Source organism: Varibaculum sp. GTC20041 (genome assembly GCF_055387755.1).
The window spans coordinates 650,327-665,856 of sequence record NZ_AP041144.1 but is presented as its reverse complement, the minus strand read 5'-3'; the positions used below and the strand labels follow the sequence as shown (position 1 = coordinate 665,856).

The following is a 15,530-nucleotide window of genomic DNA, read 5'->3' as shown; positions in this document are numbered from 1 at the left end:
CACTTCCCGCAAACTGACTGCTTCTAGAGCCCTACAGTTTTAGCGACCTCGGCGAGTTTTTCGGCGCTACGGGTCAGCGCGTCACGTTCGTCGAGGGTGATGGGCGGATCTAACACCCGCCCTACCCCGGAGCGCCCCACCAGGGTGGGAGCTGCCATACATACTCCAGAAATCCCATTCCAGTTATCTAGCAGTGACGATACCGTCAGTACCCGATCCTCATCACGCATAACTGCAGAAATAATATTGGTAACTGCCAAACCGATCGCGAAGTTAGTTACCCCTTTACCGTCGATAATCCGATAGGCCGATTCTACGACGTCTTTGGAGATCCGTTTACGCAACTTATCATCGAAGATTCCGCCGTTGATTGTGGCTCCCCAACGCGACAGCGGCACGTTCCCAATCTCGGCGCTGGACCACAAAGGTACCTCTGAGTCACCATGTTCACCGGCGATATAGGCGTGAACATTTTGGACGGCCACTCCCGTTTCTTGGGAGATCAGGTAGCGCATCCGGGAAGTATCAAGCACGGTACCGGATCCAAATACCTGGTGCGAGGGCAAACCGCTCATCTTTAAGGCCATATAGGTGGCGATGTCTACCGGGTTAGAAACCAGAATATAGATGGCATCGGGCGCCACGTTTAACACTTTAGGCAGGATCGAGTTCATGATGTTCGCCATTGCCTGCACCATATCCAAGCGTGACTGTCCAGGTTTTTGCTGGGGACCGGCGGTAATCACGATGACGTCGGAGTCGCGGAGCACTTCCACATCATCGGATCCAGAGATTGAAGCTGCGGGGGTGAATTGGATCCCGTGGGCAAGGTCTAGCGCCTCCGCCTCAACTTTGGCTCTATTAATATCAAAGAGGGCGATTTCGCGCGCCGCGCCCTTGATTTGGCAGGCGTAAGCCAGTGCGGTTCCCACGAATCCGGCCCCTACAATCCCGACTTTTGAGCGGCGAGTAAGCATCGACGCGGGATAGAGGGAATTGGCACGTTCTTTGGACATTTTTTCTCCTTGGGGCGAATTAACTCTCACCTCATATTTTATCGTCGATGCCCTGCTGCTGTCGCCATATAAAGTCCTGGTGGCGAGGTGATATTGGATTCATTTCTTTCGCCAGGTCTGTCTTTGACAGTTTTACTATCCCTTTTCTTTCAGGCGTTTTAGCGCTCCGATAACTGTCTGCTGATCAGTCGTTCGCCAAAAAGGAGGCAAAGATTTGAGTAGATAGCCCGCATAACGCGCAGTAGTGAGCCGCTGATCGAGCACCGCTACCACGCCTTTATCGCTGCGGGTACGAATTAGTCTACCGGCTCCCTGCGCCAAAAGTAAGGCGGCGTGAGACAGGGACACCTCGGCAAATCCGCTGCGCCCAGCCGCCTCAGCCGCTCGAGTGCGGGCAGAAATATAGGGGTCATTTGGACGAGGGAAAGGGATACGATCGATGAGGACGAGCCGGCATTTATCGCCCGGTAAATCTACCCCCTGCCACAGGGAAAGAGTACCGAATAGGCAAGAGTTTTTACTGTCCGCAAAATCGGATATTAGCTGGTTTATTGGCGCTTCTCCCTGCAGAAAAACCTGTAAATCACTTTCTTGGGCGAAATATTCGGCGGCTTGCTCGGCAGCTTTAAGGGAAGAAAACAGCCCTAAAACCCCACCACCGGCGGCTTCAGCCAGTTCTAGGGCTCTTTCTAGCGCCGCTTCGCTGATCCCGGAGCGCCCTGGTCGCGGTAAATCTGTGGCCACATATAATATCCCTTGCTTGCGATAGTTGAAGGGACTGCCCAGGTCGCTTCCTTGCCAAACGTTCTGGTCCCGCAGCCCTAGACGCGCCGCGATCGCCTCGAAAGATCCCCCTAGTTGCATTGTGGCTGAGGTGAGCACGCAGGAATGTCCCTTAAATAGGTGGGCATAAAGATCCCCGCCCACATCCAAAGGGCCGCTATAGAGGCGGCGACTTCCAGATTTTTCTTCCGCAATCCAGGCGGCCGATTTTTCCGGGTCAAAGGCCGCGATTATCTCGCATGCATCTAAGGCTTCTTCAATCTGCGCGAGGACGATGCGCTGCTTTACTCGTTTTTCATCCTCCTCGGCGCTGCTGGTTACTTCCGCGGAAATATCGGAGAGCTCGATTTGCAGAGCGGTCAAGGTAGTTTCTAGTTTCTTTGGCAGTTCAGTCAGTTCGCCCTCGTCGAGTCCCTCTATGATTTTCGTAAACTCTTTGCCCGCCTGTTCCAGGGAAGTGACCGGCAGGTGGAAATGTTTACTGACTCCGCGCGCTACCTTTTCCATGGTGCTAGCTGCGAGGCTTACGCAGGCTTGAGAGCGGGCGCGGGAGGGCAGCTCGTGGGCTTCATCTACGATCAAAAGGTCAAACTCTGGCAGTAGCTCCGCGTGGGTCAGCGCCTCAATGGATAGCAATGCATGGTTGGTGATGATGATATCGGCATCCTGGGCTTTCAGGCGGGCGTCGCGGGGGAAACAGTCCGTATAGAAACGGCAGGTTTTCCCTTGGCATTGGTTCGGGGAAATCGAGGCTTGCTGCCAGGCTGCTAGGGACACTCCGCGATCGAGTTCATCACGGTCACCACTTTCGGTTTCCTCTGCCCATTCCCGCAGACGCTGTAACTGTTTACCGATATTGCTGGGTGAATATTCGGCGGCCTCATAGCTGGGAAACAGCCCTTCGATTTCCTCTGGAGCCGCTAATTTCCAGCGGCAAATATAGTTTGACCAGCCCTTTAATACTGCTACCGTAGGGGGTGGATAACCGAGTTCGCGGCAGGCACCCATTACCGTGGGGATATCGCAGGTAAGCAGTTGCCGCTGCAAAGCCAGGGTGGCAGTGGAGATTACTACCCGGTCTCCGTGTTCGATTGCCCGTTGGAAGGCAGCCGCCAGGTAGGCGAGAGATTTTCCGGTACCGGTTCCTGCCCCCACCAATTGGCTGCCAGGCAGGGAAAACGAGCGGGCAACCAGGTTACACATCTGTACCTGTTCTGCCCTTTCACTGCCGCCAATCTGGTTAATGCAAGTACTGAGGATTAGCCGCGCCGCCTGGGCATCTTTACCGCCGCCACCTTTGCCTTTATCAGCGGTGGCAACTAACGGGGAGGCTCCGGGACTGTCCATCTAATTCGCCGCCTCAAGGATGGCTTGGGCGAGGGCGGGACCGGCGCGTCCTACTATGTGAGTACCGTTTTCTAAGTATTCCACTTTGTCTACGATTCCTTCCTCATGGAGCCTCGCCACCAGCGCTGATTGGTCATAGGGGATCACATAATCGATAGGTTTTGCTGGAGATGGTAAGGCGTTAGCGATCGCTTCGCGCAACTGAGTAATTCCCTGCCCGGTGCGAGTAGATAGCGGGATTCCCCCACCAATCGCAGACTGCAGGGCTCGCAGGTGCAGGGCGTCTACCAGGTCGGCTTTATTGAGGACGATAATCTCGGGGATCTGGGAAACCTGGGGTAGATCCGCTAACACTTCATGTACGGTTTCAACCTGTTGGACGGGATTGTGGTGACTGGCATCCACCACATGCACAATCAAATCGGCGTATTCGACTTCTTCCAAAGTGGAGCGGAAGGCTTCTACCAGTTCGTGCGGGAGTTCATCGATGAAACCTACGGTATCGGACAAAGTGTAGGCACGACCATCAGGAGTTTCTGCTTGCCGTACCGTGGGATCCAGGGTGGCAAATAGAGCATCTTGCACCATCACATCCGCGTCTACCAGTACGTTTAACAGGGAAGATTTTCCGGCGTTAGTGTATCCCACGATTACTACCGAGGACAGGGAGCTACTGAGGCGCCCTTCTCGTTTAGTGTCTCGGGATTTTTTCATCTGCTTGATTTCGCGGCGGAGTTTCGCGATTCGCTTGGTAATCCGGCGCCGGTCGGTTTCCAATTTGGTTTCGCCCGGGCCGCGCGCACCAATTCCGGCTCCTCCCGATACGCGCCCTCCGGCTTGGCGAGACATTGACTGTCCCCAGCCGCGCAGGCGTGGCAGTAAGTATTGCAGCTGCGCCAGTTCCACTTGGGCTTTACCTTCACGGGAGGAGGCATGCTGGGCGAAGATATCCAAGATTACCGCGGTACGGTCAATGACTTTCACTTTGACTTGGTCTTCTAGTCCCCGCCGTTGCGAGGGCTGTAACTGCGCATTTACGATCACAGTATCGGCTTCAAGCGCTGCTACCTGCTCAGCTAGCTCTTTGGCTTTCCCGCGCCCTACGAAAGTTGCAGCATCAGGGGAACTGCGTCGCTGCAGAGCCGCGCCTACTAGCTCGGCGCCTGCAGTTTGGGCAAGCGCCGCCAGTTCCGATAGAGAATGTTGCGCCTTACGGCGATCGGAATCATAAATACCTACTAGGAATACTTTTTCGAGCTGTACCCGCCGATATTCGACTTCGGAAATATCTAGGTCGGAGGCTTGGTTACGTTGGAATTCTTCGCGTAGCTTTCGCGAGAAATCTCCGCCATGCGAACTTTGTTTCGTCAGGGCGGTACTCGCCCAATCCAGCAGCTCTAAGCCCCCTTGGGGGGTGTTGGCGTCTGCATAGTTAGAATAATGAGGGTTTTCGGGGGAATCCTTGAGAGCGGATCCGAGGTCGGAATCAGTTTCGCTCCGGTTCAAACTCCGGCTACGCACGCGGCGCACCAGATCGTAGGCTCTATCCAGCTCTTGTTTACTGACTTCCGTTTCCGCAGGTATTTGTGCCGCCTCCCTTACTGTTCTTGGCTTATCTCATTTTCGCATGACCCCGCGTAAGCTGCAAAAAGACGCGCGGTAAGTGCGGACGAATGATATCTTGCGGTCTATCGGGATGACCAGGTTAGATACAGATCACAGCCTGGGAAATTTGTTTCTTTCGCGCGATTAGGTATTCTTTAACAGGTCTAGGGCCTATAGCTCAGTTGGCTAGAGCGCCACGTTTACACCGTGGATGTCGGGGGTTCGAGTCCCTCTGGGCCCACCGTGACGAGCTCGAGCGGCAAGCTTGCTTGCTAGTGAGAGTGAGGAAACCGTGCGTAATCCCGTTAGGGATTACTGGCACAGGAGGAACCCGAACGGTACGAAAACCGTTCGGGCTTTCGCAATAGTGAGGGCGACATTCGGGTTAAAACCCGAATTTCACCTATCCCTGGTGTTAAAATAGAGCTCAAATCGATGGCGATTGGGTACGATTTTAATTTTTAAAGGATGAAATCATGAAAAGCTTAGAAAAAATACGGACATCAGGGCTTTGTTTTGCATTTGTCACCGCGCTTATAGCAGGCTCATTATTAGTGACAGCACCAGATGCGGGTGCGCTTGGTGGAAACTGCTCAGCTTGGCTTCAAAATAGCGTTGGGTTTACGCAAGGTGCAGGTAGATGTTCTTCTCTTAATCGAGATACAAAAGCCCGAGTTACGCTAGATATCGCATCTGCACCGGACTATCATTCTTCTTGGTTCACTAAATTGAATACAACATATAGAACTCCTGCATGGACGGCGGCATCACAATTGGGTTGGCCTCGTGCCGCCCGTGTAGATCACGCTAAGCGATAACCTCTACGCACAGCGAGGTCAGACGGCTATGATGCGCGACGCTCGCCCTATCTAGTAATGCTGACTTCTCACGGGGAACAGTGATGCGTGTCGAAATAGCTGACCTCAGTTTCGAGTATCGTGGTTCGGGCGAAACCCGGAAGATTTTTGACAGAGCTTCCGCCAGTTTTTCACCTGGTGGCTTTTATGCGCTAATGGGAGCATCTGGTTCAGGGAAAACTACCCTTTTTAGGTTATTAACTAGGGAACTAAAGCCTCTGGGTGGGCAGATACTGATTGGGAATCGTGATTTAGAAACTATTCCTACCCGCGAGCTTCGAGCCTCCATTCTAGGTCGAATTTTCCAAGATTATTTGTTGATTCCTTTTCTAAATCCAATTGAAAATTTGCTGCTGGCGCGAGAGATTAGCCACGGATATGCAGGTAAGAACGAATATGACCTCGCCTCACAGCTGCTGGCGCGGGTTGGTCTTACCGGTCACAGCGCTCAACCTGTTGAGTTGCTATCAGGTGGGGAACAACAACGGGTAGCTATTGCTCGTGCCTTGATGGGATCAGCTCAGATTCTCCTTGCAGATGAACCCACTGGCGCTTTAGATCGGGATAATACCGTTCAGATTGCACAGTTGTTAGCTAGTTTGGCTCACGATGAGAATATGTTGGTTATTACCGGTACCCATGACATGAAATTCGCTAGTTACGCTGACAAAGTTATCCATATCAGCAATTATGGTTTTGCTGTGGAGTAGCGCTAATGGGTAGGCAGCGACTGCGTCTCATCTTCAAGATGGCTCTTCACCGCCCTGCAAACGCCTTGGGGACGATAGCTATTGCATTGGCGCTAGTCATGATTTGCGCAACTATTAGCAACTTTGTTTTTGCCTATAGTCGCGCTGTTCAACGTGGCGCGCAAAGCAATTTCGGAGTGTATAGCCAACAGGTAACCGGCAACGAGGACGTTGCCGCATTCATGCGCTATTTGCAACAAAAAGGTGAGGCGGTAGCTACTTCCTATTCCCAGCAAAATATTCTCAAAACTAACACTAAAAAGGCCACTAGCGCAGATGTTACTATGCTCAGCGGCTCAGCCAACCTGGGAGTGTTGGCGACTGGTCGCTACCCAAACCTACCGGGTGAGCTATCGGTTAGCCGAGAAGTCGCGAAGCGATTACAAGCAAAACTTGGGGACAAGCTGGAACTCGTAGACGTAGAGAACCCGGGAAAGCAAGCTGCTTTTTCTCTAGTGGGAATCACTGAGAACCCCGCTTCCATTCATGAAGTCACCGCTATTGCTATTAGCGCTAATCAATCTATATTTAAATCCTCTGAAGTCTGGCTGACAAATAATGATTTGAAAACTATAGATGAGGTATTGAATCACGGTGGCGGAAATGTCGCGACAGCGAACTCTGCAATACAGCGAGCAAATGCAAATGCGTTCAGCTATCAGGCGATATCACCGCCACTGGCATCACTGTTTGCATCTCTACTAGTCGTGGTTCTCTTGGTAGCAATCTATGCCGCCGATCGGTATCGACGTCGCAGCATATTCCAGGTTTTGACCGCATTAGGAGATACGCCAGGACGAGCTGCTTTAACCACTTGCACCCAAACTACCTTATTGGCTTTAGGTGGCGGAGCAACAGGATGGCTACTAGCTTGTATATCGCTTCCCAGCCTCTCGGAGTGGGTAGCGACGTTTTTTGAGCAGCGATGGAACCAGGTGGAATGGACAGCCGTGACCATCGTCGCGGTAGTAACGCTGGCTATAATTACCCTTGGCGGTCTGTTTAGCGCGGGGCTAACTGTTTTATCTCTAAAGCACCACAAGCGTGCACCTAGTAAGGGATTTTCCCCTCGTCTTTTGCTAATAGTAGGTATTACGGGAACTGTAGCGACCATGCTTTTAATACTTTCCCGCCAATTGTTTATTTTTCCGCAAGGCCATCGCATGGCGATGGTACTCGGAGCAGTAAGCATCCCTTCCCTGGGGTACTCACTCACGTTATTCACACGTAAGCGGAGGATAACCACGCGTTTAGGAAATCGCTTGCAAAAACTGATTTTAGGAGTGCTCGCAATAGTGTTCGCTTTGAACTATTACGGATCACTGTATGCAAGTGGAGTAGCGGATTGGACTAACTGGATGGGTAGGCAGATTAATGGCAAAGACAGTTACCTGCAAGTTACTAACGCTACCGAGCAAGCCGTAGATAACCTTTTGGAAAGATACCCTCAGTTAAAGGCTCACACCGCGCTATTTGGCGATATTTCTACCACCAAACAAATGTTTCGCATCACCGATAATGAGGGGGCGCAATGCTTTAAAACCGCTAATTCTGTACACGATTGCCCTAAATCTAATCTAGATTTGGTTTATGTTGCTTCTGGAGGGTTGGCTGATAAAAGTTTTATTAACCATGCTCCCAAGGGCTATGTAACCAACAAGGGTACAGTTACTTTGATTGGTATCGGTATCGCTGATTCGGCAATCACCAAAGTGACCACGGTAGAGGGGCTTAGCGGAGACCCTAACTTAGAAAATAACATTTTAAGCGGGTTGATATTATCGCCTGATTCCCCGCTACTTAAACAGTTGGAGGTCAAGAAACCTCAATCTTACACTGCGATTATCACTGGTTTTGCTGGATTACCCGATGAGGTACAAGACGAGATACGGGCAAACCTGCTCATCCAGGCTCCTTTCGCGACCATAAATGACTCCGATGACCCGCAGATTAGACAATTACGAGCACAGGCAGTTGCGCGGCAGCTTTTAGCAGTAATCATCTCGGGTATATTACTGGTGACTTTATCTTCTACATTGGTATCTGACCAGCGAATTGAACGGCGTCTTATCGAACTAACCGGAGGAGGAAAGAAGAGTCAATTTAGATTGTTGAAATCCTTACTGGTTACATACACGATTTCAGTTTTTTCCGCTGTAGTTTTAGGACGCCTGGCCACTATGGATAGGATTCCTTTTTCTCGCCCCAACTCAGCTGTTACCCATGACTATGGCTTGGTGTGGACAATGGGATTATCAGCACTGTTGTTCCTGATTCCTGCCCTAATTATCGCAAGTAGGAAATATCGGCACACGCCCTCATAACGGTTTGCCGAACCCTGAAATGTTACTAATGCCAACGGCGCGACAACCGTTCCAAGTTATCCCCAGCCACCTTTTTCAGAGGGATGGGGCGGGAAAACTAGCGACCGCGGGAGACTATTTGGGTGCCCGCCCACTGGGGGGAAACCACATCTGAGGTGGTGGGATTCATGCCCGCCGTTTTTGCGGCCTCTTCAATTAGACGCGGGTCAACGGCACCGGGGTCGGAGGCAATCGGGCTGAGCACCCAGATCAATCCGCCTTCATCCATATTGCCCATCGCGTCCATTAACGCATCGGAAAGATCATCGACCCCGCCATCGTCATCGCGCCACCAGATCAGGGCACCATCGGTCATCGCGGTGAAATCTTCATCTTGGAGATCGTCGTCTATCTGATCCATTATGGCTTGGCGAAGATCTTCGTCGACGTCCTCGTCCCAACCAAATTCCTGAATGACTTGTTCTTTCTTAAACCCCATCTCCGATACGGATAGGGAACTCTCATGCCTTTCGCGTGTGGTTTCCACGCTCTCTAAGTTACATGATTAAAGCGTAAGGAGAAAACACGGACGCCAACACATAGAAAACTGCCACCTGTTTTAGCAAAGTTTAGTAGTTTTTAGCCTATTTCGCGCTCTTGTGCCCTCGTCATCTTCCCTACCTTCGGCTCTAAGGTTTTAGCGATCCTGGGGAACTCGCTTGCGCCGGATCTTGAGGTCTTGAGTAACTTCTGGGAATCCCTAATCTCTACGGGTTCCCTACCGGCCGATCGGCTCCAGTAGCCAAAGCGCGAAAAATAGTTAACAATTGGCGGGTATGGTCTTTTCTGTTGGAGGAGCAACGAAACCTATGAGTGACAATAAGGCGTCCCTGGACTCTGTACACCAGTTAGCTACCGCCCTGCCGGATCCGGATCCCCAAGAAACCCGCGAGTGGTTGGATTCCTTGGATGATTTGATTAAAGAGCGCGGTCCGGAGCGTACTCGCGATATTTTGTTGCGGATGCTTTCTCAAGCCGGCGAACAAAATGTGGCGGTGCCTGCCAATTTAAATACGCCTTTCACTAACACGATTAAGCCGCATGATGAACCGACTTTCCCCGGGGATGAACGCATCGAGCGGGACTATCGTCGCTGGATGCGTTGGAATGCCGCCGTGCAGGTTACCCGCGCGCAACGCCAAGGAGTGCACGTGGGGGGTCACATTTCCTCCTACGCCTCTATCTCCACTCTTTACGAGGTCGGGTTTAACCATTTCTTCCGCGGCAAGTCGCACCCGAGCGGCGGGGATCACGTCTTTTTCCAAGGCCACGCCTCCCCCGGTATTTACGCGCGGGCTTTCCTAGAGGGTCGGCTGTCTGAGGAGGATATGGATGGTTTCCGTCAGGAATTATCTCAAGCCCCTCACGGCCTGCCTTCTTACCCGCATCCGCGGCACCTGCCCGAGTTTTGGGAATACCCCACCGTGTCTATGGGGCTGGGACCGGCCGAGGCAATTACCCAGGCCTGGTTCGATACCTATTTAACTAACCGCGGAATCAAAGACTGTTCTGACCAGCACACTTGGGCTTTCCTGGGTGATGGAGAAATGGATGAACCGGAATCGCGGGGAATGTTGCAGCTAGCGGGGCAGCAAAAGCTCGACAACCTCACGTTTGTCGTCAACTGCAACCTACAGCGCCTGGATGGTCCGGTGCGCGGTAACGGACAAATTATTCAGGAACTTGAGGCATTTTTCCGAGGCGCCGGCTGGAACGTTATCAAAGTAATTTGGGGTCGCGGCTGGGATCGGCTGTTGGCTAAGGATCATGACCATGCGCTGCTGAAAGTTATGACCGAATGCCTGGATGGTGACTACCAGACTTTCAAAGCTAATGATGGCGCTTACGTGCGTAAACATTTCTTCGGCCGGGATCCTCGCACCGCGAAAATGGTGGAGGACTGGACCGATGAGGAGATTTGGGATTTGCGGCGGGGCGGTCATGATTACCGCAAGGTTTACGCCGCCTATCATGCGGCGATGGCTCATAAGGGACAGCCGACTGTTATCTTGGCGCACACCATTAAGGGATATGTGCTGGGTGAGACCTTCGCGGGACGCAACTCCACTCACCAGATGAAGAAGCTGACCTTGAAAGATTTGAAGGCGCTACGCGACCGGCTGCATATTCCGATTACTGACGAGGAGCTGGAGAAAGATCCGCAGCTACCTCCCTATTATCGTCCCTCCGAGGATCATCCATCCTTGCAATATATGTTTGAGCGTCGTGAAAAGTTAGGCGGATTTTTGCCTTCACGTCCTAAAGAACGCAATCAGATGCAGATTTCCCTGCCAGACGATTCCGTTTATGACGTCCTCAAAGGGGGTTCTGGGAAGCAGAAAGTTGCCACCACCATGGCGCTGGTGCGCCTAATGAAAGAGTTTTTGAAGGATGAAGACTTCGGCAAGCGGATTGTGCCGATTGTGCCGGATGAGGCGCGGACTTTCGGGATGGACTCTATGTTCCCCTCCGCGAGAATTTATAACACTCTGGGGATGAATTACACCGCAGTCGATGAAAATTTGATGCTGCATTATTCCGAGGGGAAAGATGGCCAGATTCTGCACCCCGGGATTAATGAGGCGGGAGCAGCGGCCGCTTTCCAGGTGGCTGGCACTTCCTATATGTCTAATGGGGAACCCACGATCCCGTTCTACCTGTTCTATTCAATGTTTGGTTTCCAGAGGACGGGTGACCAGTTCTGGGCAGCCGGGGACCAGTTGGCACGAGGTTTCGTGATTGGGGGAACCGCGGGACGTACTACTTTGACCGGTGAGGGGCTGCAGCATGCCGATGGGCACTCCCCGATTATTGCCGCCACGAACCCGGCGTTTGTGCAGTATGATCCGGCCTATGCTTACGAGTTGCGCCATATTATTCGTGACGGAATGCAGCGGATGTATGGGGATGGCTCCGATGGGCGCGACCAGAACGTCATGTACTATTTGACGGTTTACAACGAGGCGATTCACCAGCCCGCAGAACCCGAAGGAGTCGATGTTGAGGGAGTTCTGCGCGGCATGTATGCCTTGACCGGTCATTATGAAAATGGCGGGCCGAAGGTAGAACTGCTGGCTTCGGGGATTTCGGTTCCTTGGGCGCTGCAGGCGCAAAAGCTTTTGATGCAGGATTGGGGGGTTGATGCAGCAGTCTGGTCGGTGACCAGCTGGCATGAGCTGCGCCGGGACGGTATGGACAGCGATCGCCATAACCTGCTTCATGCGGATGAAGAGTATCGCTTGCCCTATGTTACTCAGCGACTCCGTAACGCCACTGGACCGGTGATTGCGACTTCGGATTATGACCATCTGGTTCCCGATATGATTCGCCCCTGGGTGCCGGGACGATATAAGGTGCTGGGTGCTTCGGATTTCGGGTATTCCGATACCCGTGCCGCCGCGCGCCGCCACTTCTTGATTGATGCCGAATCCCTGGTAGTTCAGGCCTTGGAGGCTTTAAATGAGGACGGGATTCTGCAAGATCGTTCAGTGGTTACTCAGGCCTTGAATCGCTATGACCTACTAAATCCGAACGCTGGTTCTTCTGGCGAACAGTAAAGTCTGACACTAATCGCATCAGGGTTGCGCCCATTTCCCGATGTCCGCCCCCCTTTACTTTCTGGAGCTACCCCCCAAAACCCGAAGCTATTGATTCTGGATTCACCAATTGCCCCGATGAAAGCGCACTAGCTCGTATTACCCCACTTATTGCGAACCCGGACAACCCTGGTCTTAGAGGCTTCCCAAGAGTTGCGACGCTACCGCTAGCGATAGATTTCTTTGCGATGCCCGATTGCTAAGGCTTGAATATAGAAGTGGTCATCTTCAATCTCGCAGATGAGGCGATAGTTTCCGATGCGGTAACGCCACTGCCCCGCATAGTTCCCCCGCAACGGTTTACCGTGGCTGCGGGGATCTGGGGTTTCCACCAGATTTTTATCAATCCAGTTGCTTATCATGCGCTGGGTATAACGATCGAGTTTTCGGAATTGTCTTTTGAACCTGTTGGTTACCCGGAACTGATATTTCACAGGTCGAGCTCTTTCTTGAACTCGTCCCACGAGTAGGATTTCTTTCCGTCCTCCACCCATTCGCGGTGAGCCTCATCGGCTACTGCCAGGTCGAACTCGTCCTCTATCTTTTCGAAGAGTGCTTGCCTAAAGGCTTCTGCCAAGGTAATGGAGTGTAAGTTCGCATAGCTGGTGGCTAGCTCTTTTTCTTCTGTACTCATCCGGATGGAAAATGCCATCTCTCCCCCTCCCCTTTGTAGTACAAAGTACTACACGCCTGGACGCTGGTCAATAGCTTGCGACAAGTTATAGCAATAGCTGCCACTAGAGTAGGTCATGAATGCACAATAAGCGCAGGTGTGCCCTCCAGAAATATCTTGAGATAAGCAGCTGCGGGTGAGGTGTGGGAGGATAGCGCTATGGAAAAAGCTGAAGTTTCTGCGAAACAAATTGAGCGGGTATCGCGAATGGAGGCAGCGTTAGTGCGTCTCAATGACGCGATTGCAACTGTCGAGGGCGCCCTCGATACCTATGAACAGATGTGGGACGATTACCGCGCCTTGGACAAGTATTATTCCGGGAAAGCCTGGTGGGAGGATCTAGAAGCCGATAACCAGGGGCTTTTGCCGGAAGATTTGCCGCGCGGGGTACTCTCCGAGGACGCAGCCTATGACGCCCTCGGAGACGCCGAAGCTCTCCGTGAGCGACTAAAAGAAATCGCGTTAACTAGCCGAGTGTGCGAAAAACACCATCTCCCCGGCTGAAAGTTACCGCCACGTCTCAACTACCGGGTAGAGCTCTGGACTTTTAGCGCCTATACTCTGTGAAACACCGCCGGTCAAAGCCAGACTAGTGATTACCAGGAGCACAAAAATGCGCTTAAGTAATTTTTTTACCATTTGAAAACACCTCCCTTGATTTTTATGGATTCCGCATATTGATATGCGCCTGATGCTTGCTGCATTGCGACTTAACGGGTTAGCTGTACCCAAGAAAATGAACATTCTGGGAAGAAGGTATTCGCGGTGGCAAATGCTCCGCCTAGTTACAAAGCGCCTCTTCCTTTCCAGCTCCTCCATCGCGATAAAAGATGCGTGGAATACCGGTGGGGAGCGGGTAACTCCGACCTTGTAAGCCGGAGCTAGTTCGTCCCTCTCGTGAGAAACGAAAAAATCAGCAACCAACCTGAAATCGAGGTCTTTCATGAGATTTTGATTTTCTTGCATACTCCCTATGTAGGGCGCGAGCGCAAAAACCCAGGTGAAAGCTAAATTCCCACTGTGTAGTATTGGAAGTTTTGAGGAAAAGGGATTTTGTTAAGATTTCTGTGTGTGCAAGCAAAATTGGGATAATGGCCTTCCAAACGGGGATTACCAGATACCGTCTAGAACAAGGTGCGAGAAGTACCCAATCAGCGACATTGTGCCCTGCGATATAGAATACTTGCGAATCCAAGGTAACCGTTGGACTCAGGCCGGAAGATTAACCGAATTTGTTTTTGTGCTCCAGGTCAGAAACGAAAACACTGGCAGGTGGCAAACGCACCTTTCGATAGACTGCACCCACTCCAACGCCCACATCCACTACTACAAATACGGGGAGAGGGATGGGCACCCGCGCGAAACGATTAAGGTCCTTAACCGGGCAAGGGATGTTCAGGACGCATTGGGAATGGCTATACTAAGAATCAGGCAAGAAATTAATAAACTGGTGGAGGTGTGAAAGTGAACAAGGAATTGGCAGACTTCGAGAACGAAGTCCTCTACAACGTCATGCTCGGAAACACTACTCCAAAAGTTATTGATTCTAGGGGCCATACCCCGCTTATCGCTTGCCTAGAAAGCGAGACTGTTGGCACCCTGCTGGCTAGAATCGAAAGAGCCGGGGGCTGCGGAACCATCTACGCCCTATCCGAAACCGGCAAAGTAAGGGTAGTAGCCGCGCAAGACAAAGGGGCTAAGGCACCCAGCCTCACCGATCTAGAAGCAAGCACCTTAAGTGAGAACTCCTCTATCGGAATGTTCATCGACTATATCTCCACCCAAGAAGACGGGGTATATCTTACCGGCGCAAAAATGCGTTCTTACGGCACCGCCGAACTGGCCAAGGTCTAATTCCCGCAATTCCAACTGCCGCTTACCGATCCATCAGCCGTGAACGTAGCCGCAAACGCGCCATTCCAAGGCAGGCTTAGGCTCGACCCCCCCATGTCTGCCACCTACCGATATAGAAGCGTTAGTCCCAGAAGCATAGATAGTGAGCGTTCCGTTGCATGATCCAGTAAGGGTGGTACTTGCCCGCCGATTTACTGACGCTGGAGTCGGGGTCCTATGATCTGCACCAGCCGGCGGGTTATCTCGGTTAGTTACTGCCTTTGTAGCTTCAACCGCTCATGGTTTTCTCTTGCCTCGCTTCCGCGAATAGGAGCCATTTCCAGAAACGAAAAGAGCCAATTGCGTTTCCGGCATTCTCCCCTGACGGTGATTAGCTGGATATGCGTAAAAGTTCACCTCTCCGACCGGCACCTGTTCCCTAATCTCCGTTACTAAACAGGATCCTGGATTGTCACCGCCTGGAGCGATTGGAACTATTACGCTTAAGGCTAACGCCCCTAGGGCAGCTAGCAGCACCAAGCGTTTCGATACTCTTTGCATCATCTTGGAAACCCCTCCTTACGTCTATTTAGTGTTTCCACTATGGGTAATGTGTAAATAGGTTTCCAAGAATAAAAGCGCTGGTGGAAAGGTTTTGAGGTCGGGCGGGAATTGCGCCCAGATACACTTGTAGCCCCAGCAAAGCGC

The 15,530-nt window shown here is 52.0% G+C and carries 13 protein-coding genes and 1 tRNA gene; 7 read left to right on the top strand and 7 right to left on the bottom strand.

The window, feature by feature from the left end:
• Positions 1 to 23: 23 nt before the first annotated feature.
• From ACZ5BI_RS02785 to hflX, 3 genes are all read right to left on the bottom strand, one after another.
• Entirely contained in the window at positions 24 to 1,016 is a 993-nt protein-coding gene (locus ACZ5BI_RS02785) for an L-lactate dehydrogenase (protein WP_024059167.1), read from the bottom strand.
• Positions 1,017 to 1,151: 135 nt separating this feature from the next.
• Entirely contained in the window at positions 1,152 to 3,146 is a 1,995-nt protein-coding gene (locus ACZ5BI_RS02780) for an ATP-dependent DNA helicase (RefSeq protein WP_464896591.1), read from the bottom strand.
• Positions 3,147 to 4,667 (bottom strand): GTPase HflX, encoded by a 1,521-nt coding sequence (gene hflX / locus ACZ5BI_RS02775; RefSeq protein ID WP_464896590.1) that lies wholly within the window; start codon positions 4,665 to 4,667, stop codon positions 3,147 to 3,149.
• A 251-nt stretch (positions 4,668 to 4,918) separates the two neighbouring features.
• On the opposite strand from hflX, the gene ACZ5BI_RS02770 reads away from it, so the two are divergent.
• From ACZ5BI_RS02770 to ACZ5BI_RS02755, 4 genes are all read left to right on the top strand, one after another.
• Positions 4,919 to 4,992: transfer RNA gene (locus ACZ5BI_RS02770), tRNA-Val, on the top strand.
• Positions 4,993 to 5,227: 235 nt separating this feature from the next.
• Complete coding sequence (locus tag ACZ5BI_RS02765; RefSeq protein ID WP_296760933.1) at positions 5,228 to 5,569, top strand: hypothetical protein; 342 nt, start codon at positions 5,228 to 5,230, stop codon at positions 5,567 to 5,569.
• Between the two features lie 83 nt (positions 5,570 to 5,652).
• A complete protein-coding gene (locus ACZ5BI_RS02760) occupies positions 5,653 to 6,318 on the top strand; it encodes an ATP-binding cassette domain-containing protein (RefSeq protein ID WP_464896589.1) in 666 nt (221 codons plus the stop codon).
• Positions 6,319 to 6,323: 5 nt separating this feature from the next.
• On the top strand, positions 6,324 to 8,681 hold the full coding sequence (locus ACZ5BI_RS02755) for an FtsX-like permease family protein (protein ID WP_464896588.1): 2,358 nt from the start codon (positions 6,324 to 6,326) through the stop codon (positions 8,679 to 8,681).
• Between the two features lie 97 nt (positions 8,682 to 8,778).
• On the opposite strand, the gene ACZ5BI_RS02750 is transcribed toward ACZ5BI_RS02755, so the two are convergent.
• Positions 8,779 to 9,207, bottom strand: a complete 429-nt coding sequence (locus tag ACZ5BI_RS02750) for a DUF3052 domain-containing protein (RefSeq protein WP_278611335.1) — start codon at positions 9,205 to 9,207, stop codon at positions 8,779 to 8,781.
• Between the two features lie 322 nt (positions 9,208 to 9,529).
• On the opposite strand from ACZ5BI_RS02750, the gene aceE reads away from it, so the two are divergent.
• Complete coding sequence (gene aceE, locus ACZ5BI_RS02745) at positions 9,530 to 12,277, top strand: pyruvate dehydrogenase (acetyl-transferring), homodimeric type (RefSeq protein WP_412585232.1); 2,748 nt, start codon at positions 9,530 to 9,532, stop codon at positions 12,275 to 12,277.
• 206 nt (positions 12,278 to 12,483) lie between these two features.
• On the opposite strand, the gene ACZ5BI_RS02740 is transcribed toward aceE, so the two are convergent.
• Both ACZ5BI_RS02740 and relB read right to left on the bottom strand, forming a co-directional pair.
• Positions 12,484 to 12,678: a type II toxin-antitoxin system RelE family toxin gene (locus ACZ5BI_RS02740; RefSeq protein WP_464896587.1), complete on the bottom strand. Its 195-nt coding sequence runs from the start codon at positions 12,676 to 12,678 to the stop codon at positions 12,484 to 12,486.
• 68 nt (positions 12,679 to 12,746) lie between these two features.
• Positions 12,747 to 12,968, bottom strand: coding sequence for a type II toxin-antitoxin system RelB family antitoxin (gene relB / locus ACZ5BI_RS02735; RefSeq protein WP_316086947.1), 222 nt, complete (start codon positions 12,966 to 12,968; stop codon positions 12,747 to 12,749).
• A gap of 180 nt (positions 12,969 to 13,148) precedes the next feature.
• Between relB and ACZ5BI_RS02730 the strand changes: the two genes are divergently transcribed.
• On the top strand, positions 13,149 to 13,493 hold the full coding sequence (locus ACZ5BI_RS02730; RefSeq protein ID WP_316086946.1) for a DUF4298 domain-containing protein: 345 nt from the start codon (positions 13,149 to 13,151) through the stop codon (positions 13,491 to 13,493).
• A gap of 960 nt (positions 13,494 to 14,453) precedes the next feature.
• A complete protein-coding gene (locus tag ACZ5BI_RS02725) occupies positions 14,454 to 14,843 on the top strand; it encodes a hypothetical protein (protein ID WP_024059180.1) in 390 nt (129 codons plus the stop codon).
• A gap of 276 nt (positions 14,844 to 15,119) precedes the next feature.
• Here ACZ5BI_RS02725 and ACZ5BI_RS02720 read toward each other — a convergent pair whose 3' ends face one another.
• The gene (locus tag ACZ5BI_RS02720; RefSeq protein ID WP_464896586.1) at positions 15,120 to 15,386 is read right to left on the bottom strand and encodes a hypothetical protein; all 267 of its coding nucleotides are present in this window, start codon (positions 15,384 to 15,386) and stop codon (positions 15,120 to 15,122) included.
• Positions 15,387 to 15,530: the final 144 nt, after the last annotated feature.

What these genes read in the sequence shown, in the direction of transcription:
- ACZ5BI_RS02785 (WP_024059167.1), bottom strand. Translation starts at nt 1,016, where the DNA reads ATGTCCAAAGAACGTGCCAATTCCCTCTATCCCGCGTCGATGCTTACT.
- ACZ5BI_RS02780 (WP_464896591.1), bottom strand. Translation starts at nt 3,146, where the DNA reads ATGGACAGTCCCGGAGCCTCCCCGTTAGTTGCCACCGCTGATAAAGGC.
- ACZ5BI_RS02765 (WP_296760933.1), top strand. Translation starts at nt 5,228, where the DNA reads ATGAAAAGCTTAGAAAAAATACGGACATCAGGGCTTTGTTTTGCATTT.
- ACZ5BI_RS02760 (WP_464896589.1), top strand. Translation starts at nt 5,653, where the DNA reads ATGCGTGTCGAAATAGCTGACCTCAGTTTCGAGTATCGTGGTTCGGGC.
- ACZ5BI_RS02755 (WP_464896588.1), top strand. Translation starts at nt 6,324, where the DNA reads ATGGGTAGGCAGCGACTGCGTCTCATCTTCAAGATGGCTCTTCACCGC.
- aceE (WP_412585232.1), top strand. Translation starts at nt 9,530, where the DNA reads ATGAGTGACAATAAGGCGTCCCTGGACTCTGTACACCAGTTAGCTACC.
- ACZ5BI_RS02740 (WP_464896587.1), bottom strand. Translation starts at nt 12,678, where the DNA reads ATGATAAGCAACTGGATTGATAAAAATCTGGTGGAAACCCCAGATCCC.
- relB (WP_316086947.1), bottom strand. Translation starts at nt 12,968, where the DNA reads ATGGCATTTTCCATCCGGATGAGTACAGAAGAAAAAGAGCTAGCCACC.
- ACZ5BI_RS02730 (WP_316086946.1), top strand. Translation starts at nt 13,149, where the DNA reads ATGGAAAAAGCTGAAGTTTCTGCGAAACAAATTGAGCGGGTATCGCGA.
- ACZ5BI_RS02720 (WP_464896586.1), bottom strand. Translation starts at nt 15,386, where the DNA reads ATGATGCAAAGAGTATCGAAACGCTTGGTGCTGCTAGCTGCCCTAGGG.